This window comes from Bradyrhizobium sp., assembly GCF_004799445.1.
In the GTDB taxonomy this organism is placed as follows: Bacteria; Pseudomonadota; Alphaproteobacteria; order Rhizobiales; family Xanthobacteraceae; genus Bradyrhizobium.
Map to the genome: position 1 here is coordinate 1 of NZ_SSNA01000030.1, position 23922 is coordinate 23922.

At 62.4% G+C, this 23922-nt stretch carries 34 protein-coding genes; 33 read left to right on the top strand and 1 reads right to left on the bottom strand.

Annotated elements, in window-relative coordinates:
• From fusA to E8A46_RS03245, 30 genes are all read left to right on the top strand, one after another.
• Positions 1–1821: elongation factor G (fusA, locus tag E8A46_RS03100; protein ID WP_291557302.1), on the top strand; the 1821-nt coding region annotated here is incomplete at its 5' end.
• Positions 1822–1860: 39 nt separating this feature from the next.
• Complete coding sequence (gene tuf / locus E8A46_RS03105) at positions 1861–3051, top strand: elongation factor Tu (protein ID WP_291557305.1); 1191 nt, start codon at positions 1861–1863, stop codon at positions 3049–3051.
• A gap of 79 nt (positions 3052–3130) precedes the next feature.
• Positions 3131–3439: a 30S ribosomal protein S10 gene (gene rpsJ / locus E8A46_RS03110; protein WP_011473876.1), complete on the top strand. Its 309-nt coding sequence runs from the start codon at positions 3131–3133 to the stop codon at positions 3437–3439.
• 52 nt (positions 3440–3491) lie between these two features.
• Entirely contained in the window at positions 3492–4220 is a 729-nt protein-coding gene (gene rplC / locus E8A46_RS03115; protein ID WP_291557310.1) for a 50S ribosomal protein L3, read from the top strand.
• Between the two features lies 1 nt (position 4221).
• Positions 4222–4842, top strand: a complete 621-nt coding sequence (rplD, locus tag E8A46_RS03120) for a 50S ribosomal protein L4 (RefSeq protein ID WP_291557311.1) — start codon at positions 4222–4224, stop codon at positions 4840–4842.
• Positions 4839–5138, top strand: a complete 300-nt coding sequence (locus tag E8A46_RS03125) for a 50S ribosomal protein L23 (protein WP_291557312.1) — start codon at positions 4839–4841, stop codon at positions 5136–5138. Before rplD ends, E8A46_RS03125 begins: the two co-directional genes overlap by 4 nt.
• Before the next feature lie 12 nt (positions 5139–5150).
• On the top strand, positions 5151–5984 hold the full coding sequence (gene rplB / locus E8A46_RS03130) for a 50S ribosomal protein L2 (protein ID WP_291557313.1): 834 nt from the start codon (positions 5151–5153) through the stop codon (positions 5982–5984).
• 12 nt (positions 5985–5996) lie between these two features.
• Entirely contained in the window at positions 5997–6275 is a 279-nt protein-coding gene (rpsS, locus tag E8A46_RS03135; RefSeq protein ID WP_213741999.1) for a 30S ribosomal protein S19, read from the top strand.
• A gap of 10 nt (positions 6276–6285) precedes the next feature.
• Positions 6286–6672, top strand: coding sequence for a 50S ribosomal protein L22 (gene rplV / locus E8A46_RS03140; RefSeq protein WP_291557316.1), 387 nt, complete (start codon positions 6286–6288; stop codon positions 6670–6672).
• Between the two features lie 20 nt (positions 6673–6692).
• Entirely contained in the window at positions 6693–7391 is a 699-nt protein-coding gene (gene rpsC, locus E8A46_RS03145) for a 30S ribosomal protein S3 (RefSeq protein WP_291557319.1), read from the top strand.
• Positions 7392–7423: 32 nt separating this feature from the next.
• A complete protein-coding gene (rplP, locus tag E8A46_RS03150; RefSeq protein ID WP_291557322.1) occupies positions 7424–7837 on the top strand; it encodes a 50S ribosomal protein L16 in 414 nt (137 codons plus the stop codon).
• A gap of 10 nt (positions 7838–7847) precedes the next feature.
• Positions 7848–8054 carry a 50S ribosomal protein L29 gene (gene rpmC, locus E8A46_RS03155; protein ID WP_029584556.1) on the top strand — a complete coding sequence of 69 codons (207 nt, stop codon included), beginning with the start codon at positions 7848–7850 and terminating at the stop codon, positions 8052–8054.
• A 10-nt stretch (positions 8055–8064) separates the two neighbouring features.
• Positions 8065–8316 carry a 30S ribosomal protein S17 gene (rpsQ, locus tag E8A46_RS03160; protein WP_291557330.1) on the top strand — a complete coding sequence of 84 codons (252 nt, stop codon included), beginning with the start codon at positions 8065–8067 and terminating at the stop codon, positions 8314–8316.
• Between the two features lie 83 nt (positions 8317–8399).
• The gene (gene rplN, locus E8A46_RS03165) at positions 8400–8768 is read left to right on the top strand and encodes a 50S ribosomal protein L14 (protein ID WP_011473865.1); all 369 of its coding nucleotides are present in this window, start codon (positions 8400–8402) and stop codon (positions 8766–8768) included.
• Positions 8768–9082: a 50S ribosomal protein L24 gene (gene rplX / locus E8A46_RS03170; protein ID WP_291557333.1), complete on the top strand. Its 315-nt coding sequence runs from the start codon at positions 8768–8770 to the stop codon at positions 9080–9082. The genes rplN and rplX overlap by 1 nt, the downstream gene beginning before the upstream one ends.
• The gene (rplE, locus tag E8A46_RS03175; RefSeq protein ID WP_291557335.1) at positions 9075–9632 is read left to right on the top strand and encodes a 50S ribosomal protein L5; all 558 of its coding nucleotides are present in this window, start codon (positions 9075–9077) and stop codon (positions 9630–9632) included. The genes rplX and rplE overlap by 8 nt, the downstream gene beginning before the upstream one ends.
• Before the next feature lie 46 nt (positions 9633–9678).
• A complete protein-coding gene (gene rpsN / locus E8A46_RS03180) occupies positions 9679–9984 on the top strand; it encodes a 30S ribosomal protein S14 (protein ID WP_291557338.1) in 306 nt (101 codons plus the stop codon).
• Positions 9985–9995: 11 nt separating this feature from the next.
• A complete protein-coding gene (rpsH, locus tag E8A46_RS03185; protein WP_079603848.1) occupies positions 9996–10394 on the top strand; it encodes a 30S ribosomal protein S8 in 399 nt (132 codons plus the stop codon).
• Positions 10395–10410: 16 nt separating this feature from the next.
• Positions 10411–10944, top strand: a complete 534-nt coding sequence (gene rplF, locus E8A46_RS03190; RefSeq protein ID WP_291557344.1) for a 50S ribosomal protein L6 — start codon at positions 10411–10413, stop codon at positions 10942–10944.
• A gap of 11 nt (positions 10945–10955) precedes the next feature.
• Positions 10956–11318: a 50S ribosomal protein L18 gene (gene rplR, locus E8A46_RS03195; RefSeq protein ID WP_291557346.1), complete on the top strand. Its 363-nt coding sequence runs from the start codon at positions 10956–10958 to the stop codon at positions 11316–11318.
• Positions 11319–11391: 73 nt separating this feature from the next.
• Positions 11392–11964, top strand: coding sequence for a 30S ribosomal protein S5 (rpsE, locus tag E8A46_RS03200; protein WP_079570998.1), 573 nt, complete (start codon positions 11392–11394; stop codon positions 11962–11964).
• Positions 11965–12041: 77 nt separating this feature from the next.
• Positions 12042–12236, top strand: coding sequence for a 50S ribosomal protein L30 (gene rpmD / locus E8A46_RS03205; RefSeq protein WP_291557350.1), 195 nt, complete (start codon positions 12042–12044; stop codon positions 12234–12236).
• Between the two features lie 15 nt (positions 12237–12251).
• Entirely contained in the window at positions 12252–12740 is a 489-nt protein-coding gene (gene rplO / locus E8A46_RS03210) for a 50S ribosomal protein L15 (protein ID WP_291557352.1), read from the top strand.
• Positions 12741–12893: 153 nt separating this feature from the next.
• Positions 12894–14225: a preprotein translocase subunit SecY gene (gene secY / locus E8A46_RS03215; RefSeq protein ID WP_291557354.1), complete on the top strand. Its 1332-nt coding sequence runs from the start codon at positions 12894–12896 to the stop codon at positions 14223–14225.
• Positions 14226–14347: 122 nt separating this feature from the next.
• Complete coding sequence (locus E8A46_RS03220) at positions 14348–15217, top strand: adenylate kinase (RefSeq protein WP_291557358.1); 870 nt, start codon at positions 14348–14350, stop codon at positions 15215–15217.
• Positions 15218–15398: 181 nt separating this feature from the next.
• Positions 15399–15767, top strand: coding sequence for a 30S ribosomal protein S13 (rpsM, locus tag E8A46_RS03225; RefSeq protein WP_291557361.1), 369 nt, complete (start codon positions 15399–15401; stop codon positions 15765–15767).
• A 112-nt stretch (positions 15768–15879) separates the two neighbouring features.
• A complete protein-coding gene (gene rpsK / locus E8A46_RS03230; protein WP_007603045.1) occupies positions 15880–16269 on the top strand; it encodes a 30S ribosomal protein S11 in 390 nt (129 codons plus the stop codon).
• A gap of 116 nt (positions 16270–16385) precedes the next feature.
• Positions 16386–17417: a DNA-directed RNA polymerase subunit alpha gene (locus tag E8A46_RS03235; RefSeq protein WP_291557388.1), complete on the top strand. Its 1032-nt coding sequence runs from the start codon at positions 16386–16388 to the stop codon at positions 17415–17417.
• A gap of 150 nt (positions 17418–17567) precedes the next feature.
• Entirely contained in the window at positions 17568–17984 is a 417-nt protein-coding gene (rplQ, locus tag E8A46_RS03240) for a 50S ribosomal protein L17 (protein WP_291557391.1), read from the top strand.
• Between the two features lie 239 nt (positions 17985–18223).
• The gene (locus E8A46_RS03245) at positions 18224–19018 is read left to right on the top strand and encodes an SDR family oxidoreductase (protein ID WP_291557394.1); all 795 of its coding nucleotides are present in this window, start codon (positions 18224–18226) and stop codon (positions 19016–19018) included.
• Positions 19019–19188: 170 nt separating this feature from the next.
• Here the strand turns inward: E8A46_RS03245 and E8A46_RS03250 are convergent, their stop codons facing one another.
• A complete protein-coding gene (locus tag E8A46_RS03250) occupies positions 19189–20202 on the bottom strand; it encodes a zinc-binding alcohol dehydrogenase family protein (RefSeq protein WP_291557397.1) in 1014 nt (337 codons plus the stop codon).
• Between the two features lie 208 nt (positions 20203–20410).
• Here E8A46_RS03250 and E8A46_RS03255 point away from each other — a divergent pair, with 208 nt between their 5' ends.
• Genes E8A46_RS03255 through E8A46_RS03265 form a run of 3 tightly spaced genes read left to right on the top strand, consistent with a single transcriptional unit; the run spans position 20411 to position 23876 of the window.
• Positions 20411–21802 carry a DegQ family serine endoprotease gene (locus tag E8A46_RS03255; RefSeq protein ID WP_291557400.1) on the top strand — a complete coding sequence of 464 codons (1392 nt, stop codon included), beginning with the start codon at positions 20411–20413 and terminating at the stop codon, positions 21800–21802.
• Positions 21799–23127, top strand: coding sequence for a replication-associated recombination protein A (locus E8A46_RS03260; RefSeq protein ID WP_291557404.1), 1329 nt, complete (start codon positions 21799–21801; stop codon positions 23125–23127). The genes E8A46_RS03255 and E8A46_RS03260 overlap by 4 nt, the downstream gene beginning before the upstream one ends.
• Positions 23124–23876 (top strand): tetratricopeptide repeat protein, encoded by a 753-nt coding sequence (locus tag E8A46_RS03265; RefSeq protein WP_291557407.1) that lies wholly within the window; start codon positions 23124–23126, stop codon positions 23874–23876. The genes E8A46_RS03260 and E8A46_RS03265 overlap by 4 nt, the downstream gene beginning before the upstream one ends.
• Positions 23877–23922 lie beyond the last annotated feature (46 nt).

Sequence of the window (23922 nt, forward strand, 5' to 3'; positions counted from 1 at the left end):
CACGTCGACTTCACCATCGAAGTCGAGCGCAGCTTGCGCGTGCTTGACGGCGCGGTGTGCGTGCTCGATTCCAACCAGGGCGTCGAGCCGCAAACCGAAACGGTCTGGCGCCAGGGCGACAAGTACCGGGTTCCGCGCATCGTCTTCGCCAACAAGATGGACAAGACCGGCGCCGATTTCTACAAGTGCCTGGACGATATCGTCGACCGCCTCGGCGCCAAGCCGATCGCGATCCAGTTGCCGATCGGCTCGGAAAACAATTTCAAGGGTCTGATTGATCTCGTCCGCATGAAGGGCGTGGTCTGGGAAGACGAGGCGCTCGGCGCCAATTTCAAGGACATCGATATTCCCGCCGACCTTGCCGACAAGGCCAAGGAATATCGCGAGAAATTGCTGGAGGCCGCGGTCGAGCTCGATGACGAGGTTCTCGCCGCCTACCTCGACGGCAACGAGCCCGATGAGCCGACCCTGAAGCGCATGATCCGCAAGGCCGTGCTGACCGGCGCGTTCTTTCCGGTGCTGTGCGGCTCGGCCTTCAAGAACAAGGGCGTGCAGCCGTTGCTCGACGCGGTGGTGGACTATCTGCCGTCGCCGGTCGACGTGCCCGCCATCAAGGGCGTCGATGAGGACGGCAACGAGGTCGTTCGGCTGCCGAACGACAAGGAGCCACTGGCGCTGCTCGCGTTCAAGATCATGGACGACCCTTTCGTAGGCACCATCACATTCTGCCGCATTTATTCCGGCACGCTGTTGTCGGGCACCGGCGTCATCAACTCGACCCGCGACCGCAAGGAACGTATCGGCCGCATGTTGCTGATGCATGCCAACAACCGTGAAGACATCAAGGAAGCCTTTGCCGGCGACATCGTGGCGCTGGCGGGCCTCAAGGAAGCCCGCACCGGTGACACCCTGTGCGATTCGAACAAGCCGGTGATTCTGGAAAAGATGGAATTCCCGGAGCCCGTGATCGAAATCGCGATCGAGCCGAAGTCGAAGGCCGACCAGGAAAAGCTCGGCGTCGCGCTGGCGAAGCTTGCCGCGGAAGATCCGTCGTTCCGGGTCTCGACCGATCTGGAATCCGGCCAGACCATTCTCAAGGGCATGGGCGAACTCCATCTCGACATCAAGGTCGACATCCTGCGCCGGACCTACAAGGTCGATGCCAATATCGGCGCGCCGCAGGTGGCGTTCCGTGAGCGCATCACCAAGCGCGCTGAGGTCAAGTACACCCACAAGAAGCAGACCGGCGGTACCGGTCAGTTTGCCGAAGTGTCGATCGTGGTCGAGCCGAATGAGCCCGGCAAGGGTTTCGAGTTCGAATCCAAGGTGGTCGGCGGCGCGGTGCCGAAGGAATTCATCCCCGGCGTCGAAAAGGGCCTCAACAGCGTGTTGGGCTCCGGCGTGGTCGCCGGCTTCCCGGTGGTCGACGTCAAGGTTCAGCTCGTCGACGGCAAGTACCACGACGTCGACTCTTCGGCGCTGGCCTTCGAAATCGCATCGCGCGCGGCCTTCCGCGAAGCCTTGCAAAAGGGCAAGTCGGTCCTGCTCGAGCCGATCATGAAGGTCGAGGTCGTGACGCCGGAGGATTACACCGGCTCGGTCATCGGCGATCTGAATTCGCGGCGCGGCCAGATCCAGGGTCAAGACATGCGCGGCAACGCCAACGTCATCAATGCGATGGTGCCGCTCATGAACATGTTCGGTTACGTGAATAACCTGCGCTCGATGAGCCAGGGTCGCGCGACCTTTACGATGCAGTTCGATCACTACGCGGAAGCACCGGCGAACGTGTCGGCGGAAGTCCAGAAGAAGTTTGCCTGATTGTCGTTAGCGGCAGTTAACGACTGAACGGAGAGAGTCATGGCCAAAGCAAAGTTTGAACGTAATAAACCGCATTGCAACATCGGAACGATCGGTCACGTCGACCACGGCAAGACGTCGCTGACGGCGGCGATCACCAAGGTGCTGGCGGAGACCGGCGGTGCGACGTTCACCGCGTACGACCAGATCGACAAGGCGCCGGAAGAGAAGGCGCGCGGCATCACGATTTCGACCGCGCACGTCGAATATGAGACGAAGAACCGGCACTACGCGCACGTCGATTGCCCGGGCCATGCCGACTATGTGAAGAACATGATCACTGGTGCGGCGCAGATGGATGGTGCGATCCTGGTGGTGTCGGCGGCCGACGGCCCGATGCCGCAGACCCGCGAACACATCCTGCTTGCCAAGCAGGTTGGCGTTCCCGCGATGGTCGTGTTCCTCAACAAGTGCGACATGGTCGACGATCCGGAACTGCTCGAACTTGTCGAGCTGGAAGTCCGCGAGCTGCTGTCGAAGTACGATTTTCCGGGCGACAAGATCCCGATCATCAAGGGCTCGGCGCTGGCAGCGCTGGAAGACAAGGACAGGAAGCTCGGCCACGACGCGATCCTGGAGCTGATGGCGGCGGTGGACAGCTACATTCCGCAGCCGGAGCGTCCGATCGACCAGCCGTTCCTGATGCCGGTGGAAGACGTGTTCTCGATCTCGGGCCGCGGCACCGTGGTCACCGGGCGCGTCGAGCGCGGCATCGTCAAGGTCGGCGAGGAAATCGAGATCGTCGGTCTGCGCGATACGCAGAAGACCATCGTCACCGGCGTTGAAATGTTCCGCAAGCTGCTCGACCAGGGCCAGGCCGGCGACAACATCGGCGCGCTGCTGCGCGGCACCAAGCGCGAGGAAGTCGAGCGCGGTCAGGTGCTGTGCAAGCCGGGTTCGGTGAAGCCGCATACCAAGTTCAAGGCCGAGGCTTACATCCTCACCAAGGAAGAGGGCGGACGTCACACCCCGTTCTTCACCAACTACCGTCCGCAGTTCTACTTCCGCACCACCGACGTGACCGGCGTGGTGCATCTGCCCGAAGGCACTGAGATGGTGATGCCGGGCGACAACATCGCGATGGAAGTGCACCTGATCGTGCCGATCGCGATGGAAGAAAAGCTGCGCTTCGCGATCCGTGAAGGCGGCCGCACCGTCGGTGCCGGCGTCGTCGCAAGCATCATCGAGTAAGCGAACGAATAGGGAGTAGCGGGCCGATCTGTTCGCTACTCGCCATTCGCAAATTCGACGACAAAGAAAGACAACGGCAATGAACGGCCAGAATATTCGCATACGCCTCAAGGCGTTCGACCATCGAATTCTCGATTCGTCGACGCGTGAGATCGTGAACACGGCGAAACGGACCGGTGCTCAGGTTCGCGGACCCATTCCGCTGCCGACCCGCATCGAGAAGTTCACCGTCAACCGTTCGCCGCATGTCGACAAGAAGAGCCGCGAGCAATTCGAGATGCGCACGCACAAGCGCCTTCTCGACATTGTCGACCCGACACCGCAGACCGTGGACGCGCTGATGAAGCTCGACCTGGCCGCCGGCGTCGACGTCGAAATCAAGCTCTAACCTTTAGCTCCCGTCCGAACGATAGCGGACAGAAAGAACAGGAAGCACGCCGATGCGCTCCGGAGTGATCGCACAAAAGGTCGGGATGACGCGGGTCTTTACGGAGACCGGCGAACATATCCCTGTGACCGTGCTGAAGCTGGGCAATTGCCAGGTGTTGGGTCACCGCACGACCGAGAAGAACGGTTATGTGGCGCTGCAGCTCGGATCGGGCACCCGCAAGACCGTCTATCTGCCGAAGGCCGAACGCGGCCAGTTCGCGGTCGCCAAGGTCGAGCCGAAGCGCAAGGTCACCGAGTTCCGCGTGTCGGAAGACGCGCTGATCCCGGTCGGCGCCGAAATTCAGGCTGATCATTTCGTGGTCGGTCAGTTCGTCGACGTCACCGGCACCTCGGTCGGCAAGGGTTTCGCCGGCGGCATGAAGCGCTGGAATTTCGGCGGCCTTCGCGCCACCCACGGTGTGTCGGTATCGCATCGTTCGATCGGTTCGACCGGCGGACGCCAGGATCCCGGCAAGACCTTCAAGAACAAGAAGATGCCCGGTCACATGGGCGTCGATCGCATCACCACGCTCAATCTGCGCGTGGTGCAGACCGACGTCGCGCGCGGCCTGATCCTGGTCGAGGGCGCCGTTCCCGGCTCCAAGGGTGGATGGATCGCTGTGCGCGATGCCGTGAAGAAGGCGTTGCCGAAAGACGCGCCGAAGCCCGGCAAGTTCCGTCTGGCCGATGGCGGCGGCGAGCAGGCTGCGGCTGCGCCGGCCGAGCAGGAGGGCGTGTGAGATGGAATTGAAAGTCACAACGCTTGAAGGCAAGGCGGCTGGTTCGGTTCAGCTTTCCGATGCGATTTTCGGTCTGGAGCCGCGCAAGGATATCATCCAGCGCTGCGTCAACTGGCAGCTGGCGAAGCGTCAGGCCGGGACCCACAAGACGCAAGGGCGCGCCGATGTCTGGCGCACCGGCAAGAAGATGTACAAGCAGAAGGGCACCGGCGGCGCACGTCACGGCTCGGCCCGGGTACCGCAGTTCCGCGGCGGCGGCCGTGCTTTCGGCCCGGTGGTCCGCTCCCATGCGTTCGCTCTGCCGAAGAAGGTTCGCGCGCTGGCGCTGCGTCATGCGCTCTCGGCCAAGGCCAGGGACGGCGGCCTGATCGTGATTGAATCGGCAACGCTCGAGGCCGCCAAGACCAAGGCGCTGATCGGACACTTCTCCGGTCTCGGCCTGACCAACGCGCTGATCATTGACGGCGCCGAGCTGCACAACGGGTTCGCCACCGCCGCCCGCAACATTCCGAACATCGACGTGCTGCCGATCCAGGGCATCAACGTCTATGACATTCTGCGTCGTCAGAAGCTGGTGCTGACCAAAGCGGCGCTCGATGCGTTGGAGGCGCGCTTCAAATGAAGAATATCGACCCGCGCCACTACGACATCATCGTTGCTCCCGTCGTCACTGAAAAGGCGACGATGGCCTCCGAACACAACAAGGTCGTGTTCAAGGTCGCGGGCAAGGCCACCAAGCCGCAGATCAAGGAAGCCGTCGAGAAGCTGTTCGACGTCAAGGTCAAGAGCGTGAACACGCTGGTGCGCAAGGGCAAGACCAAGGTGTTCCGCGGTCAGTTCGGCTCGCAGTCGGACGTGAAGCGCGCGATCGTGACCCTCGAAGAGGGCCACCGCATCGACGTCACCACCGGGTTATAAGGCGATACGACGATGGCATTGAAAACATACAACCCCACGACACCAGGCCAGCGCCAGCTGGTGATGGTCGATCGTTCGGCGCTCTACAAGGGCAAGCCGGTCAAGGCGCTGACCGAGGGCAAGCACTCCTCGGGCGGCCGCAACAACACCGGACGCATGGTCGTGCGCTTTCGCGGCGGCGGCCACAAGCAGTCGTATCGTATCGTCGATTTCAAGCGCACCAAGGTCGATATGCCGGCGACCGTCGAGCGGCTGGAATACGATCCGAATCGTACCGCCTTCATCGCGCTGGTGAAATATACCGACGGCACCCAGGCCTATATCCTGGCGCCGCAGCGTCTGGCGGTCGGCGACACCGTGGTCGCTGGCAACTATGTCGACGTCAAGCCGGGCAACGTCATGCCGCTCGGCAACATGCCGATCGGCACCATCATTCACAATGTGGAATTGAAGATCGGCAAGGGTGGTCAGCTCGCACGTTCCGCCGGCACCTATGCACAGCTCGTTGGCCGCGATCAGGACTACGTCATCGTCCGTTTGAACTCCGGCGAGCAGCGCCTGGTTCACGGCCGCTGCACCGGCACCATCGGCGCAGTGTCGAATCCGGACCACATGAACATCTCGATCGGCAAGGCCGGCCGCAATCGCTGGCTCGGCCGCAAGCCCCATAACCGCGGCGTCTCCATGAACCCGGTCGACCATCCGCACGGCGGCGGCGAAGGCCGCACCTCGGGTGGCCGCCATCCGGTGACGCCGTGGGGCAAGCCGACCAAGGGCAAGAAGACACGTTCGAACAAATCGACCAACAGATTCATTCTCATCAGCCGCCACAAGCGGAAGAAGTAAGGAACGCCGGACATGGTTCGTTCAGTCTGGAAAGGCCCGTTCGTCGAAGGCTCGCTGCTCAAGAAGGCAGACGTCGCGCGTGCGTCCGGCCGTCATGACGTTATCAAGATCTGGAGCCGCCGCTCGACCATCCTGCCGCAGTTCGTCGGCCTGGTGTTCGGCGTCTACAACGGCCAGAAGCATGTGCCGGTATCGGTCAACGAGGAAATGGTGGGTCACAAGTTCGGCGAGTTCTCGCCGACCCGGACCTTCCACGGCCATTCTGGCGACAAGAAAGCCAAGAAGGCTTGAGGACTAAGCGATGAGCAAACCAAAGCGCGAACGGAGCCTCCCGGATAACGAGGCCAAGGCGATCGCCCGGATGCTGCGGGTGAGCCCGCAGAAGCTGAACTTGGTCGCGCAATTGATCCGCGGCAGGAAGGCTTCGGCGGCGCTTGCGGATCTGCAGTTTTCGCGCAAGCGGATTGCGGTCGACGTCAAGAAGTGCCTGGAATCGGCGATCGCCAACGCCGAGAACAATCATGATCTCGATGTCGATGATCTGGTGGTCGCCGAGGCGCATGTCGGCAACGGCATCGTGATGAAACGTTTCGCACCGCGCGGCCGTGGCCGTTCGGGCCGTGTCTTTAAACCGTTCTCGCAGCTGACGATCGTTGTTCGTCAGGTCGAGGCCGAGGCGAGCGCTTAAACAGGGCGCGGGAGAATACGATGGGTCAGAAGATCAATCCAATCGGACTGCGTCTTGGCATCAACCGGACGTGGGATTCCCGTTGGTTCGCCGGCAAGAACGAATACGGCAAGCTGCTGCACGAGGATGTCAAGATCCGCGAGATCCTGCACAAGGAACTGAAGCAGGCGGCGGTCGCCAGGATCGTGATCGAACGTCCGCACAAGAAGTGCCGGGTGACGATCCACTCGGCGCGTCCCGGTGTCGTGATCGGCAAGAAGGGCGCCGATATCGACAAGCTACGCAAGCGCGTCGCCGATATCACGGATTCCGACGTCGTCATCAACATCGTCGAGATCCGCAAGCCCGAGCTCGACGCCACGCTGGTCGCCGAATCCATCGCGCAGCAGCTCGAGCGCCGCGTTGCCTTCCGCCGCGCCATGAAGCGCGCGGTGCAGTCGGCGATGCGCCTGGGTGCCGAGGGCATCCGCATCAACTGCTCGGGTCGTCTCGGCGGCGCCGAAATCGCGCGCATGGAGTGGTACCGCGAAGGTCGCGTGCCGTTGCATACGCTGCGCGCCGACATCGACTATGGGGTTGCGACCGCGTTCACGACGTTTGGTACCTGCGGCGTCAAGGTCTGGATCTTCAAGGGCGAAATCCTCGAGCACGATCCGATGGCCCAGGACAAGAAGATGGCCGAAGGCGACAATACGCGGCCCCGCCGCGACGCTGCCTAAGCGAAATAGAGAAGGTTTGAGGGCGCAAAGCCATGATGCAACCAAAGAAAACGAAGTTCCGGAAGGCGCATAAGGGCCGGATCCACGGCACCGCGACTTCGGGCGCGACGTTGTCGTTCGGTCAGTTCGGTTTGAAGGCGATGGCGCCCGAGCGCATCACCGCGCGTCAGATCGAGGCCGCCCGCCGCGCGCTGACCCGTCACATGAAGCGCGCCGGCCGGGTCTGGATCCGCATCTTCCCGGACGTGCCGGTGTCGAAGAAGCCCGCCGAGGTGCGGATGGGCTCCGGCAAGGGTACGCCTGAATTGTGGGTGGCGCGGGTGAAACCCGGCCGCGTGATTTTCGAAATCGACGGCGTGACCGTGCAGACCGCGAAAGAAGCGCTGACGCTCGCCGCCGCCAAACTGCCGATCAAGACGCGCTTCGTAGCGCGCATTGCGGAATAGGGAAGTGGTCATGGCCGAGATGAAAACCGCCGATATCCGCGCGATGAGCCCCGATCAGATGGACGACGCCGTCCTCAATCTGAAGAAGGAGCGCTTCAATCTGCGTTTCCAGCGCGCCACCGGGCAGCTGGAAAATACGTCGCGGCTGCGGGAAGCCCGCCGCGACATCGCCCGCATCAAGACCATTGCCGCGCAGCAGCGCGCGAAGAAGAAGTAGGGGGCTGACAATGCCGAAACGTACGCTTCAAGGCGTGGTCGTCAGCGACAAGCAGGCCAAGACGGTCGTGGTGCGCGTCGATCGCCGCTTCACCCATCCGATCTACAAGAAGACGATCCGCCGCTCGAAAAACTATCATGCGCACGACGAGAACAACCAGTTCAAGCCGGGCGACACGGTGTGGATCGAGGAGAGCAAGCCGATCTCGAAATTGAAGCGCTGGACCGTGGTCCGGGGCGAACAGCAGAAAAAAACGGCCTGAGGTCGGCCTGGCTTCGGCCGGATATGACGTTCGGGAAATTTTAGGCGCAACTTCGCGCATCAGAAAGAGGACGAGGTGCATCAATGATTCAGATGCAGACCAACCTCGACGTGGCCGATAATTCAGGCGCACGCCGTGTCATGTGCATCAAGGTGCTTGGGGGCTCCAAGCGCCGCTATGCCACCGTGGGCGACGTTATTGTCGTGTCGATCAAGGAAGCGATTCCGCGCGGCAAGGTGAAGAAGGGCGACGTCATGAAGGCGGTCGTGGTGCGGGTCCGCAAGGACATCCGCCGCGCCGACGGTTCGGTCATCCGGTTCGATCGCAACGCCGCGGTTCTGATCAACAACCAGTCGGAGCCGGTCGGCACCCGCATCTTCGGGCCCGTCCCGCGCGAGCTGCGCGCCAAGAACCACATGAAGATCATCTCGCTCGCGCCGGAGGTGCTGTGATGGCTGCCAAGATCCGGAAGGGTGACAAGGTCGTCGTGCTGTCCGGCCGCGACAAGGGTCGCACTGGCGAGGTGTTCGAGGTACGTCCGACCGAGAGCAAGGCGCTGGTCCGCGGGGTCAACCTCGTCAAGCGCCACCAGAAACAGACCCAGGCCCAGGAGGGCGGCATCATCTCGAAAGAGTCGCCGATCCATCTGTCCAACATCGCGATCGTCGGCAAGGACGGCAAGCCGACCCGCGTGGGTTTCAAGGTTCAGGCGGATGGCAAGAAAGTACGCATCGCCAAACGCTCGGGAGCAGAGATCGATGGCTGAGACCGCATACGTTCCGCGTTTACGCGAACAGTTCGACAAGGAAATCCGCGGCAAACTGACCGAACAGTTCGGCTATGCCAATATCATGCAGGTGCCGCGGCTGGACAAGGTCGTGCTCAACATGGGCGTCGGCGAAGCCGTCAACGACCGCAAGAAGGCCGAACTGGCCGCGACCGATCTGTCGCTGATCGCCGGCCAGAAGGCGGTCGTGACTTACTCGCGCGTCGCCATTGCGACCTTCAAGCTGCGTGAAAACCAGCCGATCGGCTGCAAGGTTACGCTGCGCAAGGCCAAGATGTACGAGTTCATCGACCGCCTCGTGAACGTGGCACTGCCCCGCGTGCGCGACTTCCGCGGCCTTAATCCGAAGAGCTTCGACGGCCGCGGCAACTATTCGCTCGGCATCAAGGAGCACATCATTTTCCCCGAAATCGACTTCGACAAGATGGGGGAGACGTGGGGCATGGACATCACGGTGTGCACCACCGCGGGCACCGACGACGAAGCAAGGGCATTGTTGACCGCATTCAATTTCCCGTTCCGGCAGTGAGACGCTGACAAAAAGCCTCTCAAACGCGGAAACCCAGGAGCCAAGCATGGCAAAGAAGAGTTCGATCGAGAAGAACAACCGGCGCAAGCGGATGACCAAGAACGCAGCGCCCCGGCGCGCGAAGCTGAAGGCCATCATCGCCGACAAGACCAAGCCGATGGAAGAGCGGTTTGCGGCGACGCTGAAGCTCGCCGAGATGCCGCGCAATTCGTCGGCGACCCGGATCCGCAATCGCTGCGAGATTACCGGACGTCCGCGCTCGGTCTATCGCAAGAACAAGCTTTCCCGCATCGCGCTGCGTGAACTCGGCTCCAAGGGCCTGGTTCCCGGGCTCGTAAAGTCGAGCTGGTAAGGGGGTCGGACATGTCAACACACGATCCGATCAGCGATCTCATCACCCGCATCCGCAACGCACAGATGCGCGCCAAGCCCAAGGTTTCGACCCCGGGCTCGAAGATGCGCGCCAATGTGCTCGAAGTGCTCAAGGCCGAAGGCTATATCCGCGGCTATGCCAGCGTCGAGCATGCCTCGGGGCGCAGCGAGCTTGAGATCGAACTGAAATATTTCGACGGCGAGCCTGTGATCCGCGAGATCGAGCGGGTGTCGAAGCCGGGGCGGCGGGTTTATGCCTCGGTGAAGAACCTGCCGCGCGTGAACAACGGTCTCGGCATTTCGGTGTTATCGACGCCGAAGGGAATCATGGCTGACCACGAAGCGCGCGACGCGAATGTGGGCGGCGAAATTCTCTTCACGGTGTTCTGAGGAAGGGACTTAGACCATGTCACGTATTGGCAAGCGGCCTGTGACGGTTCCGTCGGGCGTTACCGCGACCGTCGAGGGACAGACCGTGAAAATGAAGGGGCCGAAGGGCCAGCTTCAGTTCGTCGTCCATGACGACGTCGAAGTGAAGTTTGAAAACGGCGCGGTCACCGTGGCGCCGAGGGTCAAGACCAACCGCGCGCAGGCGATGTACGGCACGGCGCGCGCGCAGGTGGCCAACCTGGTCGCCGGCGTGACCAAGGGTTTCGAGAAGAAGCTCGAAATCACCGGCGTCGGCTACCGCGCCGCGCTGCAGGGCAAGAACCTGCAGCTCGCGCTCGGCTACAGCCACGACGTCGTCTATGCGATCCCGGAAGGGATCGCGATCACGGTGCCGAAGCCGACCGAGATCACCATCACCGGCAACGACAGCCAGCGCGTCGGCCAGGTCGCCGCCGAGATCCGCAGCTACCGTCCGCCGGAGCCCTACAAGGGCAAGGGCGTGAAATACGCCAACGAATTCATCTTCCGCAAGGAAGGCAAGAAGAAGTAACGGAGCCGGTCATGTCGAGACTCAAGATTACGAATGCCCGGCGCAAGCAACGCGTGCGGCTGTCGTTGCGCCGCTCCGCCGGCGGTCGCCCGCGTCTGTCGGTGTTCCGCTCGTCGAAGCACATCTACGCCCAGGTCATCGACGACCTCAAGGGCGAGACGCTCGCCTCCGCCTCATCGCTGGAGAAGGCGATGCGCGAGAGCGGCAAGACCGGGGCGGACATCGACGCGGCAAAAGCCGTCGGCAAGTTGCTGGCGGAACGTGCCGTGAAAAACGGCGTCACCGAGGTGGTATTCGATCGCGGCGGCTATCTCTATCACGGGCGCGTCAAGGCGCTCGCGGACGCCGCGCGCGAAAGCGGATTGAGCTTCTAGTTGGATTTAACGGACACGAGTTCAGGGGCTCTTTGGCCTCTCGAGGCAAGTCTTTCAAGGATCGGAAAACACCATGGCAGGTGAACGCGAACGCGGTGGCGGCCACAGGGGCGGCCGGGAAGAACGCGACAGCGAGTTCGTCGACAAGCTCGTCCACATCAATCGTGTGGCGAAGGTCGTCAAGGGCGGCAAGCGCTTCGGCTTTGCGGCGCTGGTCGTGATCGGCGACCAGAAGGGCCGGGTCGGTTTCGGCCACGGCAAGGCGCGCGAAGTTCCCGAGGCGATCCGCAAGGCGACCGAATCGGCCAAGCGCAATCTGACCCGGGTGGCGCTGCGCGAAGGCCGCACGCTGCATCACGATATCGCCGGCCGGCACGGCGCGGGACGGGTTTACCTGCGGGCGGCGCCGGCGGGTACCGGCATCATCGCCGGTGGTCCGATGCGCGCGGTGTTCGAGACGCTCGGGATCCAGGATGTGGTGGCCAAGTCGATCGGCTCCTCCAACCCCTACAACATGGTTCGCGCCACCTTCGACGCGCTGAAGCATCAGGATTCGCCGCGTTCGGTTGCGGCGCGCCGCAACATCAAGGTTTCGACGCTGCAGTCGCGCCGGGTCGGCGGCGATGCCGAGGTGGTTGCGGAATAAAGAGGTCATGATCCGGAAAACTGGATACCGGTTTTCCGAAAAGACCATGCCCAACTGAAGACTCTGGAGTTATGACGATGGCCAAGGCCGCAAAGACGATCAAGGTCGAACAGACCCACAGCGCGATCCGCCGCCACCACTCGCAGCGCGAGACGCTGATCGGCCTCAAGCTCAACAAGATCGGCCGGACCACCGAGCTGCAGGATACGCCTGCAATTCGCGGCATGATCGCAAAGGTTCAACATCTCGTCCGCATCGTCGGCGAGAAGTAAGACAGGAAGCGAACGATGAAGCTCAGCGATATCGCCGACAATGCCGGCTCGCGCAAGAAGCGCATGCGCGTCGGCCGCGGCATCGGTTCCGGCAAGGGCAAGCAGGCCGGCCGCGGCGGCAAGGGCCAGACCGCGCGCTCAGGCGTGCGCATCAAGGGCTTCGAAGGCGGCCAGATGCCGCTGCATCGGCGCCTGCCGAAGCGCGGCTTCAACAACATCTTCCGGCTCGAATTCGCCGAGATCAATCTCGACCGCATTCAGGATGCGGTCGATGCCAAGCTGCTCGACGCCAAGGCCACCATCAACGCCGAATCGCTGGTGAAGGCCCGCGTGATCCGGCGCGCCAGGGACGGCGTGCGGCTGCTTGGTCGCGGTGAGCTCAAGGTCAAGCTGAATATCGAGGTTCACGGCGCTTCGAAACCCGCCATCGCGGCGGTCGAAAAGGCCGGCGGCACGGTGAAGATCCTGGCCCCGGCGAAGAAGGACGAAGGCGAAGCGGCGTAACATCTGCGTCATCGTCCGCCTCCAGCGGGCAATCTGCACGACAGGGCGATGGACTTATCGAAGCCGAGCACCAAATAAAAGCCCGGCGTCCGCCGAAGGCCCCGTGGTTGCGGAGCCTGACGGCGCAAGGGGCGCGCGGGGAGAAAGCCAGATATGGTCTCAGCAGCGGAACAATTAGCGGCAAACCTCAATTTCGGCGCGCTGGCCAAAGCCGACGAATTGAAGAAGCGGATCTGGTTTACCCTGGGGGCGCTGCTGGTTTACCGGCTCGGCACCTACATCCCGCTGCCCGGCATCGATCCCAACATCTGGGAGCAGGTGTTCAAATCCCAGGCCGGCGGCATTCTCGGCATGTTCAACATGTTCGCCGGCGGCGGCATTCACCGCATGGCGATCTTTGCGCTCAATATCATGCCGTATATTTCGGCCTCGATCATCATTCAGCTCCTGACCACGGTTTCGCCGCAGCTCGAAGCACTGAAGAAGGAAGGCGAGGCCGGCCGCAAGACGCTGAACCAGTACACCCGCTATCTCACGGTGATTCTCGCCGCGTTCCAGTCCTATGGCATCGCGGTCGGACTTGAGGGTGCCGGCAACGTCGTCAGCGACCCCGGCCTGTTCTTCCGTCTCTCGACCGCGATCACGCTGACCGGCGGCACCATGTTCCTGATGTGGCTCGGCGAGCAGATCACCTCGCGCGGCATCGGCAACGGCATTTCGCTGATCATTCTTGCCGGTATCGTCGCGGAATTGCCCTCGGCGCTCGCCAACATGCTGGAACTCGGCCGTCAGGGCGCGCTGTCCACCGGCCTGATCCTGGTTGTGATCGTGATGGCGGTCGCGGTGATCGCGTTCATCGTGTTCATGGAGCGCGCGCAGCGGCGGCTCTTGATCCAGTATCCGAAGCGCCAGGTCGGCAACAAGATGTTCGAGGGCCAGTCCTCGCATCTGCCGCTCAAGCTGAATACGTCAGGCGTGATTCCGCCGATCTTCGCTTCCTCGCTGCTGTTGCTGCCGACCACGGTCGCCAATTTCAACGCCGGCCGGGGTCCGGAATGGTTTCAATGGATCAACACGCAGCTCAGCCACGGCCGTCCGCTGTTCTTGATTCTCTACTTGGCGCTGATCGTGTTCTTCGCGTTCTTCTACACCGCGATCGTGTTCAACCCGACCGAGACCGCCGATAACCTCAAGAAGCATGGCGGCTTCATTCCCGGCATCCGGCCGGGCGAGCGCACCGCCGAATATATCGATTACGTGCTGTCGCGCATTACGGTGCTGGGCGCGGTCTACCTCGCGATTGTCTGCCTGATCCCGGAGATTCTGATTTCCTACGCCTCGGTGCCATTCTATTTTGGCGGAACTTCGCTGTTGATTGTGGTCAGCGTGACCATGGATACCGTGGCGCAGGTTCAGGGATATCTGCTCGCCCACCAGTATGAAGGGCTGATCAGGAAGTCGAAGCTGAGGGGGCGTCGCCGCTGACGCTGCGACCTGTGCGTGGCGTCGCTTTCGCGATCCACGTCCGGCGCTGAACATAATTGGCGCTGTTGATTTTGAATCTTGGTGTGCGGTTCAACGCTCACCGAGCCGGGGGGCGAACGCATATGAGACTGATTCTTCTGGGCCCGCCAGGATCGGGCAAGGGCACCCAGGCCCAACGGCTGATTCATCGTTACGGTATCGTCCAGCTTTCGACCGGCGAGATGCTGCGTGCCGCGGTGGCGGCGCAGACCCCGGTCGGCCTCAAGGCCAAGGACATCATGGCCTCCGGCGGTTTGGTGCCGGACGATATCGTGATCGGAATCATCTCCGATCGGCTGGACCAGCCGGACGCGGCCAAAGGCTTTATCCTCGACGGCTTCCCGCGCACCGTGCCGCAGGCCGAGGCGCTGGATGAGCTGCTGAAGAAGAAGCACATCAAGCTCGACGCCGTGATCGAGCTTCGCGTCAATGAAAGCGCGCTGCTGCAGCGGGTCGAAACCAGGGTCGCGGAGATGCGTGCGCGCGGCGAAGAAGTGCGGGTCGACGACACCTCGGAGGTGCTGACGAAACGGCTGGCGAGCTACCGCGCGCTGACCGAGCCGCTGATCCACTATTATTCGGAACGCCGCAAATTGCTGACGGTCGATGGCATGATGACCATCGAACATGTGACGCGGGAGATTAACCGGATCCTCGCGGCCATCGGCGCGGTGGACGCCAAAGCCTCCCAGAAGGCAGACAAAGCCATGCCGGCGGCAACGGCCGCCCGGCCGGCGGTCCGAAAGGCGCCCAAGTCTTCCCGGCGCGCCGCTGCCCCCAAAAAGGCGGCCAAGGCGGTCAAGGCAGCCAGCAAGGGCGGGAAGGCCGGGAAACCGGCCTCCAGGGGCGCAAAAAGCTCCTCTCGCAAGCCGTCACCGGGTTCCAAGAGGCGTCCTGCGGGGAAGACCAGGAAAACCGTAAAAAAGGTCACGAAAAAGCGAGCTAAAGCATAGAGACGGTTGACGAAACCAAGTTGAATCCTTTAATAAGCCGGTATCCAGTCGGATAGTTTTCAGACGATGCCGGGCCCCGAGACAGTCAAGGGGAAGGGCGTCGTGTTCGCGTTTGTGGACACCCGCCCGAGATAGCAAAAAATGGCCGGCCTGCGAGGGATCGGCGATAGGAGAGAAGTCCGTGGCCCGTATTGCCGGTGTGAATATCCCGACCAACAAGCGCGTGCTGATCGCGCTCCAGTACATCCATGGCATCGGCCAGAAGAATGCCGCCGAGATCATGGAGAAGGTCAAGATTCCCGATGATCGCCGGGTCAATCAGCTGAGCGATCAGGAAGTGCTGCAAATCCGCGAAGTGATCGACCGCGACTATATGGTCGAAGGCGATCTGCGTCGCGAGACCGGCATGAACATCAAGCGTTTGATGGATCTCGGCTGCTATCGCGGCCTGCGCCATCGCCGCGGGCTGCCGGTGCGCGGTCAGCGCACCCATACCAACGCGCGCACGCGCAAGGGGCCGGCCAAGTCGATCGCCGGCAAGAAGAAGTAATTTGACGAATAGCGAATAGGCAGCGGCGAATAGTTTCCATTCGCTGCTCACATTTTCCGGTGTAGCCGCTGGCATTACGGCGGCGTTTGAGATCGTTAGGAAAGGTTCTGGAATGGGCAAGGAAGCCACCCGCGTACGCCGCCGTGAGCGCAAGAACATTGCTTCCGGCGTGGCGCACGTGAATTCGTCGTTCAACAACACGACCATCACCATCACCGATGCGCAGGGCAACACCATTGCCTGGTCGTCGGCGGGAACGATGGGCTTCAAGGGTTCGCGCAAGTCGACCCCCTATGCCGCGCAGGTCGCGGCCGAGGACGTCTCCAAGAAGGCGCAGGAACACGGCATGCGCACCCTGGAGGTTGAAGTTGCCGGCCCGGGTTCGGGCCGCGAATCGGCGCTTCGTGCGCTGCAGGCGGCGGGCTTCACCGTTACTTCGATCCGCGACGTGACGACGATCCCGCACAATGGCTGCCGTCCGCGCAAGCGCCGGCGGGTTTGATGCTTTGAGTGCGGGCGGCTTAAGCCGCCTGCGAGACGTTTTGAGAAGAATTGCAAGCCGCGGACTGATCCGCAGGTCTCCAACGCCAGTGATTTCGTTGGCAAATCAGCTGGCCCATGGGTGAAACAGTGACGATCCAGAAAAATTGGCAAGAACTTATCCGGCCGAACAAGCTGCAGGTAACTCCGGGCACCGACCCGATCCGTTTCGCGACGCTGGTCGCCGAGCCGCTCGAGCGCGGCTTCGGACAGACGCTGGGCAACGCGTTGCGCCGCATCCTGCTGTCGTCGCTGCAGGGCGCCGCGGTGCAGTCGGTGCACATCGACGGCGTGCTGCATGAGTTCTCCTCGATCGCTGGCGTTCGCGAGGACGTCACCGACATCGTGCTGAACATCAAGGACATCTCGATCAAGATGCAGGGCGAAGGCCCCAAGCGCATGGTCGTGAAGAAGCAGGGCCCGGGCGTTGTGACCGCCGGCGACATCCAGACGGTCGGCGATGTCACCGTGCTCAATCCGGACCTGCAGATCTGCACCCTCGACGAGGGCGCGGAGATCCGCATGGAATTCACGGTCGCGTCCGGCAAGGGCTATGTCGCCGCCGAGCGCAATCGTCCCGAGGACGCGCCGATCGGCCTGATCCCGGTCGACAGCCTGTTCTCCCCGGTGCGCAAGGTCTCCTACAAGGTCGAGAACACCCGCGAGGGCCAGATCCTCGACTATGACAAGCTGACGATGACGATCGAGACCAACGGCGCGATCTCGCCGGACGACGCGGTGGCCTATGCCGCCCGCATCCTGCAGGATCAGCTCAACGTGTTCGTCAATTTCGAGGAGCCCCGCAAGGAAGTGGCGCAGGAGATCATTCCCGATCTCGCCTTCAATCCCGCCTTCCTCAAGAAGGTCGACGAGCTCGAATTGTCGGTGCGTTCGGCCAACTGCCTGAAGAACGACAACATCGTCTACATCGGCGACCTCGTGCAGAAGTCGGAAGCGGAAATGCTCCGTACCCCGAACTTCGGCCGCAAGTCGCTGAACGAGATCAAGGAAGTGCTGGCCCAGATGGGTCTGCACCTCGGCATGGAAGTGCCGGGCTGGCCGCCGGAGAATATCGACGAGCTCGCCAAGCGCTTCGAGGATCACTACTGAGAACGATCACCGCCGTGGCCGGGCGAAAGCGCGAAACCGCGCCTTCGCGCGAAATTTCCGGACCATGGCATCTTGGGCGAACGCAGGCGGCCCACCTGAGCCAATTGTCCGACGCGCCGTCGCGACAGAATAAATATTGAGGAACATACCATGCGTCACGGCAAGGTTCATCGGAAGCTCAACCGCACCGCCGAGCATCGGCGTGCGATGTTCGCCAATATGTGCGCGGCGCTGATCAAGCACGAGCAGATCGTCACCACGTTGCCGAAGGCCAAGGAACTGCGCCCGATCGTGGAGAAGCTGGTCACGCTGGGCAAAAAGGGCGGTCTCGCCATGCGCCGGCAGGCGATCAGCGAGATGCGTGACCAGGACCAGGTCCGCAAGCTCTTCGACACGCTGGCGACCCGCTACAAGGACCGCCAGGGCGGCTATACCCGCATTATCAAGGCCGGCTTCCGCTATGGCGACAACGCGCCGATGGCGGTGATCGAATTCGTCGACCGCGACGTCGACGCCAAGGGCCTCGATTCCGGCCCGGTGCAGGAAAAGGCCGCGGAAGCCGCATAAGCCTGATTTCGGACTTCTCTTCAAAAGCGGCGTCTTCGGGCGCCGTTTTTATTTTTGTCGTCCCCGCGAAAGCGGGGAACCCATCATCACCGGCCCATCGATTTTGAAGAGCTGGGCGACGATCGCTTCAACAACAAAGACCTTTGGTTATGGGTCCCTGCTTTCACAGGGACGACATTGAATATTGCGCTGGTACTCTGCGCTCCCGATATCTCCGTCATCGGTGATGGAGGTGTCTGATGAATATCGATCTCAAGGGAAAGACGGCGCTGGTGACGGGGTCGACGTCCGGCATCGGGTACGCCATCGCCAGGGGCCTCGCCGCCGCGGGGGCCGACGTGGTGATCAATGGCCGGGGCCAGGCCAGGGTCGACGCCGCCGTGGCCGCGATGGCCAAGGCGGCGCCCGGAACCAGGGTCCGGGGCATTGCCGCCGACGTCTCCACGGCGGCCGGATGCAAGGCGCTGGCCGCCGCGCTGCCCGAGGTCGACATCCTCATCAACAATGCCGGGATATTCGAACCCAAAGGCTTCTTCGATATTCCCGACGAGGACTGGAGCCGTTTCTTCGAGGTCAACGTGATGTCGGGCGTGCGGTTGGCGCGCGTCTACCTGCCGGGCATGCTGAAGCGCAATTGGGGCCGCATCGTTTTCATCTCCTCCGAATCCGCGCTGAATATACCCAGCGAAATGATCCATTATGGAATGACCAAGACCGCGCAGCTCGCGGTCTCGCGCGGCCTTGCCGAGATGACCCGCGGCACCGCCGTGACCGTCAATGCGGTGCTGCCGGGCCCGACCATGTCGGAGGGCGTCGAAGCCTTCGTCAAGGACCTAGCGAAGCAAAACGGCCAGTCGGTGGAAGCCGCAGCCTCGCAATTCATCAAGCAGTTTCGCCCGACCTCTTTGTTGCAGCGGTTTGCGAGCGTCGAGGAGATCGCCAACATGGTGGTCTACGTCGCCTCAAAAGAGGCGTCCGCCACCAATGGCGCAGCGCTTCGCGCCGAAGGCGGCATCGTCCAGACCATTGCGTGATCATGGTTGAGGACGTGCCGGCAGCGTGAAACCGTCATTGCGAGCCAACGGGTCGCGCGAACGCGCGCCCGATGACAGGCTCAGCGAAGCAATCCATTGCCGGAATACGACAGTTATGGATTGCTTCGTCGCTCCGCTCCTCGCAATGACGGCTATACTGCCTCTTCTAGCTACCAGCCCTCCAGCACGATCTTGCCGCGCGACTTTCCGGATTCCAGCAGCGCGTGCGCCCGCTTGAGGTTGGCGGCGTTGATCCCGCCAAAGCTCTGGTCGAGCGTGGTGCGCAGCACGCCTTTGTCGAGGAGGTCGGCGACGTCGTTGAGCAGGTGGTGTTGGCCGATCATGTCTGGGGTCTGGAACGACGAGCGGGTAAACATCGACTCCCAGTGAATCGAGATCGCCTTGCCCTTGAAGGCGCTGACGTTGAATTCCGGGGGATCGTCGATCAATCCATATTTGCCCTGCGGAGCCATCAGTTCGGCAATCGCCTTGTAGTGCTGGTCGGTATAAGTGAGGCTTGCGACCAGGGCAACCGGCGGGACTTTCAGTTTTTCGATCTGCTCCTTCATCGGCTCGGCGTGATCGACGACGGTATGGGCGCCGAGATCGAGGCACCATTGCTGCGATTCCGCTCGCGACGCCGTTGCCACGACGGTGAGGCCGGTGAGGCGGCGCGCCAGCTGGATCAGGATCGAGCCGACGCCGCCGGCACCACCGATGATCAGCAGCGTGCGTGGATCGACGCTTTTTCCGGGCACGGCACCGAGGCGGTCGAACAGCAATTCCCAGGCGGTGATCGAGGTGAGGGGAAGAGCGGCGGCCTGCGCGAACGACAGCGTCTTCGGTTTGCGCCCGACGATACGCTCATCGACCACATGGAACTCCGAATTGGTGCCTTGCCGCAGGATCGAGCCGGCGTAGAACACTTCATCGTCCGGCTTGAACAGCGTCACGTCGGGGCCGACCGCATCGACGATCCCGGCGGCATCGTAGCCCAGGATCTTGGTTTCGCCCTCGGGCGGGCTGGCACGCTTGCGCACCTTGTAATCGACCGGATTGGCGGAGATCGCCCTGACGGCGACGCGGATGTCGCGGCCCTTCGGTTCCGGCTTTGCGGCCTCGAAATCGATCAGGGCATCAGTGGCCTCGATGGGAAGGGACTTCTTGTATCCGACGGCCTTCATCTGGCGGTTCTCCCTGTGATTGCGGCAACGACGAGCCGGTCTACCCCGCTACCTGTTGCCGAACGGCTGGAATTGCAAGGTTTGAGCGGAAAGGCGGACCAATTGCGAAGTCGAATCAGGTCCATAACCGGCCGGGCTGACCCTTCCATGACTTCTATTCGCAACCCGGCAAGCCTATATTGGTCTTACAATCCCAGGGAATCTTTTCATGATGGCGGTTCGCTTTTTCACGGCTTTGCTGGTCCTGTTGGTCGCGGCCCCGGCCATGTCACAGGACCGGCGCGTGCCGGCCTCGGCGGCGGAATTGAAGCTGTCTTACGCACCGATCGTGCAGCGCGTGCAGCCGGCCGTCGTCAACGTCTATGCCGCCAAGGTGGTTCAGAACCGCAACCCGCTGCTCGACGACCCGATCTTCCGCCGCTTCTTCGGCGTGCCCGGCCAGCAGCCCGAACAGATGCAGCGATCGCTCGGATCGGGTGTCATGGTGGACCCGTCCGGTCTGGTGGTGACCAACGTTCATGTCATCGACGGCGCCGACGAGGTCAAGGTATCGCTCGCCGACAAGCGGGAATTCGAAGCCGAGATCGTTCTCAAGGACCCCCGCACCGATCTGGCGGTATTGCGGCTCAAGGGCGTGCACGAGAAATTCCCGACGCTCGATTTTGCCAACTCCGATGAACTCCTGGTCGGCGACGTCGTGCTCGCGATCGGCAATCCCTTCGGTGTCGGGCAGACCGTCACCCACGGCATCATCTCGGCGCTGGCGCGCACGCAAGTCGGCATCACCGACTATCAATTCTTCATTCAGACCGACGCTGCGATCAACCCGGGCAATTCAGGCGGCGCCCTGGTCGACATGACCGGCAAGCTCGCCGGCATCAACACCGCGATCTTCTCGCGCTCCGGCGGATCGCAGGGCATCGGTTTTGCGATCCCGGCCAATATGGTGCGCGTCGTGGTGGCTTCGGCGAAGGGCGGCGGCAAGGCCGTCAAACGTCCCTGGCTTGGCGCGCGCCTGCAGGCGGTGACGCCGGAGATCGCCGAAACGCTCGGGCTCAAGCTGCCGAGCGGCGCCCTGGTCGCCGGCGTGGTCGCCGACAGTCCGGCGGCGCGGGCCGGGCTGAAGCTGTCCGACCTGATCGTCGCGATCGACGGGCAGGCGGTCGACGATCCCAATGCCTTCGATTACCGGTTTGCGACGCGTCCGCTCGGTGGGGCGGCGCAGATCGACGTGCAGCGCGCCGGCAGGGCGGTGAAGCTGATGGTGCCGCTGGAGACCGCGCCCGATACCGGTCGCAACGAAATCGTCTTGACGACGCGCTCGCCGTTCCAGGGGGCGAAAGTTGCGAACATCTCGCCTGCGGTCGCCGATGAGCTGCACCTGGATGCGGACTCAGAAGGGGTCGTGGTGACCGATCTGGCCGATGGCGGAACCGCCGCCAAGGTTGGTTTCCAGAAGGGCGATATCATCATGGCTGTCAACAATCAGAAAATTCTCAAAACCAGCGACATCGAAAAAGCGACGCGCGAATCCTCTCGGGTCTGGCGGATCACGCTGGTGCGCGGCGGCCAGCAGATCAACGTCACGCTGGGCGGATGAGCCCGAAACAACCACGCGAGGGCGCCAACCTGTTCGTCGCCGCGGGGATGGAGCAGGATGCGCCGCATCCGCTGCCCGACAGATTGCGTCCGCGAACGCTGTCGGAGGTCGTCGGGCAGGATCACATCCTGGGGCCGGATGGCGCGCTGACGCGGATGCTGGCGACGCGCACGCTGGGTTCGCTGATCTTCTGGGGACCGCCGGGCACCGGCAAGACCACGGTGGCGCGGCTGCTGGCGGATGCCACCGACCTGCATTTCGAGCAGCTTTCGGCGGTATTTTCCGGGGTTGCGGATCTGAAGAAGGCGTTCGATGCGGCGCGCGCCCGGCGCCAGACGGGCAAGGGAACACTCTTGTTCGTCGACGAGGTGCACCGGTTCAATCGCGCCCAGCAGGATTCGTTTCTGCCGGTCATGGAAGACGGCACCGTGGTGCTGGTCGGTGCCACCACCGAAAATCCCTCGTTCGAGCTCAACGCCGCTTTATTGTCGCGAGCCCGCGTTCTGGTGTTTCATTCGCTCGACGCGGCCGCGATCGAAAAGCTGTTCGTTCATGCCGAGAGGATCGAGGGCAGGACACTGCCGCTCGACGACGAAGCCCGCGCCGTGCTGGTGCGGATGGCCGACGGCGATGGCCGCGCCGCGCTGACGCTTGCCGAAGAAGTCTGGCGCGCCGCGCGTCAGGACGAGATATTCAACGCCGCGCAGCTGCAGGAGATTTTGCAGCGCCGCGCGCCGATCTACGACAAATCGGCCGACGGACACTACAACCTGATCTCGGCGCTGCATAAGGCGGTGCGCGGCTCCGATCCGGATGCCGCGCTGTACTATCTCGCCCGCATGATGGACGCCGGCGAAGACCCGCTGTTTCTGGCCCGGCGCGTGGTCCGCATGGCGGTCGAGGACATTGGTCTGGCCGATCCGCAGGCGCTGGTGATCGCCAACGCCGCCAAGGACGCCTTCGATTTCCTCGGCTCTCCCGAGGGCGAACTCGCGATCGCGCAGGCCGTCATCTACCTTGCCACCGCGCCGAAATCGAACGCCGCCTACAAAGCGTTCGGGGCTGCGATGCGCGCGGCCAGGGAGGGCGGCTCGCTGCTGCCGCCCAAGCATATTCTGAATTCGCCGACCAAATTGATGAAGTCGGAAGGCTACGGCGACGGCTATCAATACGACCACGACGCGTCGGAAGGCTTTTCGGGGCAGGACTATTTTCCGGAAGCGCTGGGACGCCAGACCTTCTACGATCCGCCCGATCGCGGCTTCGAGCGCGAGATCCGCAAGCGGCTGGATTATTGGGCGAAGCTGCGCAGGGAGCGCAAATGAGCAACATGCGTAACGGTTGTTCCATGCTTTCGGCCACGTTCCCGCTCGCCTGTTTCAGGCTAGCGTGTAGAGCGATTGCATTGCTGCTGGTGCTCATATCGATTGAGCCGGCGCTTGCCGAAACGGTTGAAGTTGCGCCGGGTGTGAGGGTGACTAAGAAAGTCTATTCGGCGCCGGCCAACGAACAGCCATTTTATGGCTTCGCCGAAAAATCTGCTGCGATGCGGGAAGCCGACGAGCGCTTTCTGACGAGCATTGTTCAGTTAACCGGGTCGCGCGAAAAGGCGTTCCACGCGACGACGCTGCGCGGCTGGAGGGCATTGGGTTCGGGCAATGCTTCTGAGGCGGCGCGGCGCTTCAACGAAGCGTTTCTCTTGATGCCGGAGGAAAGCGAAGTCTATCACGGCCTTGCCGCGGTAGCGCAGACCCGTTTCAACGATATCGAATTCGCAGAAGAATTGTTCGAGGTCGCGCGAAAGCAGCCCAATCCGCTGAAGACACTCAACGCGGATTATGGGAGGGTTCTTCTGATCGCCAAACGGCCGCATGAGGCGCAGTCGGTGCTGGAGCAGGCCGTCAAAGACACTCCGGATTTCGGCGACGCGTGGACCAATCTTGCCTGGGCGCGGCTTCAAAATGGTGACTCCGCTGCTGCCTGCGCCGCGGCGAACGAAGCCGGCAAACAGCATCCTTCCAGCAATGCCAGTGCGGATCTCGCAGCTCTGAGAAGTGGAACACAATGCAAATGAGTGCTGTCATCCACCTCGAATCCATGTGGCCGAGCGGCTCTATAAC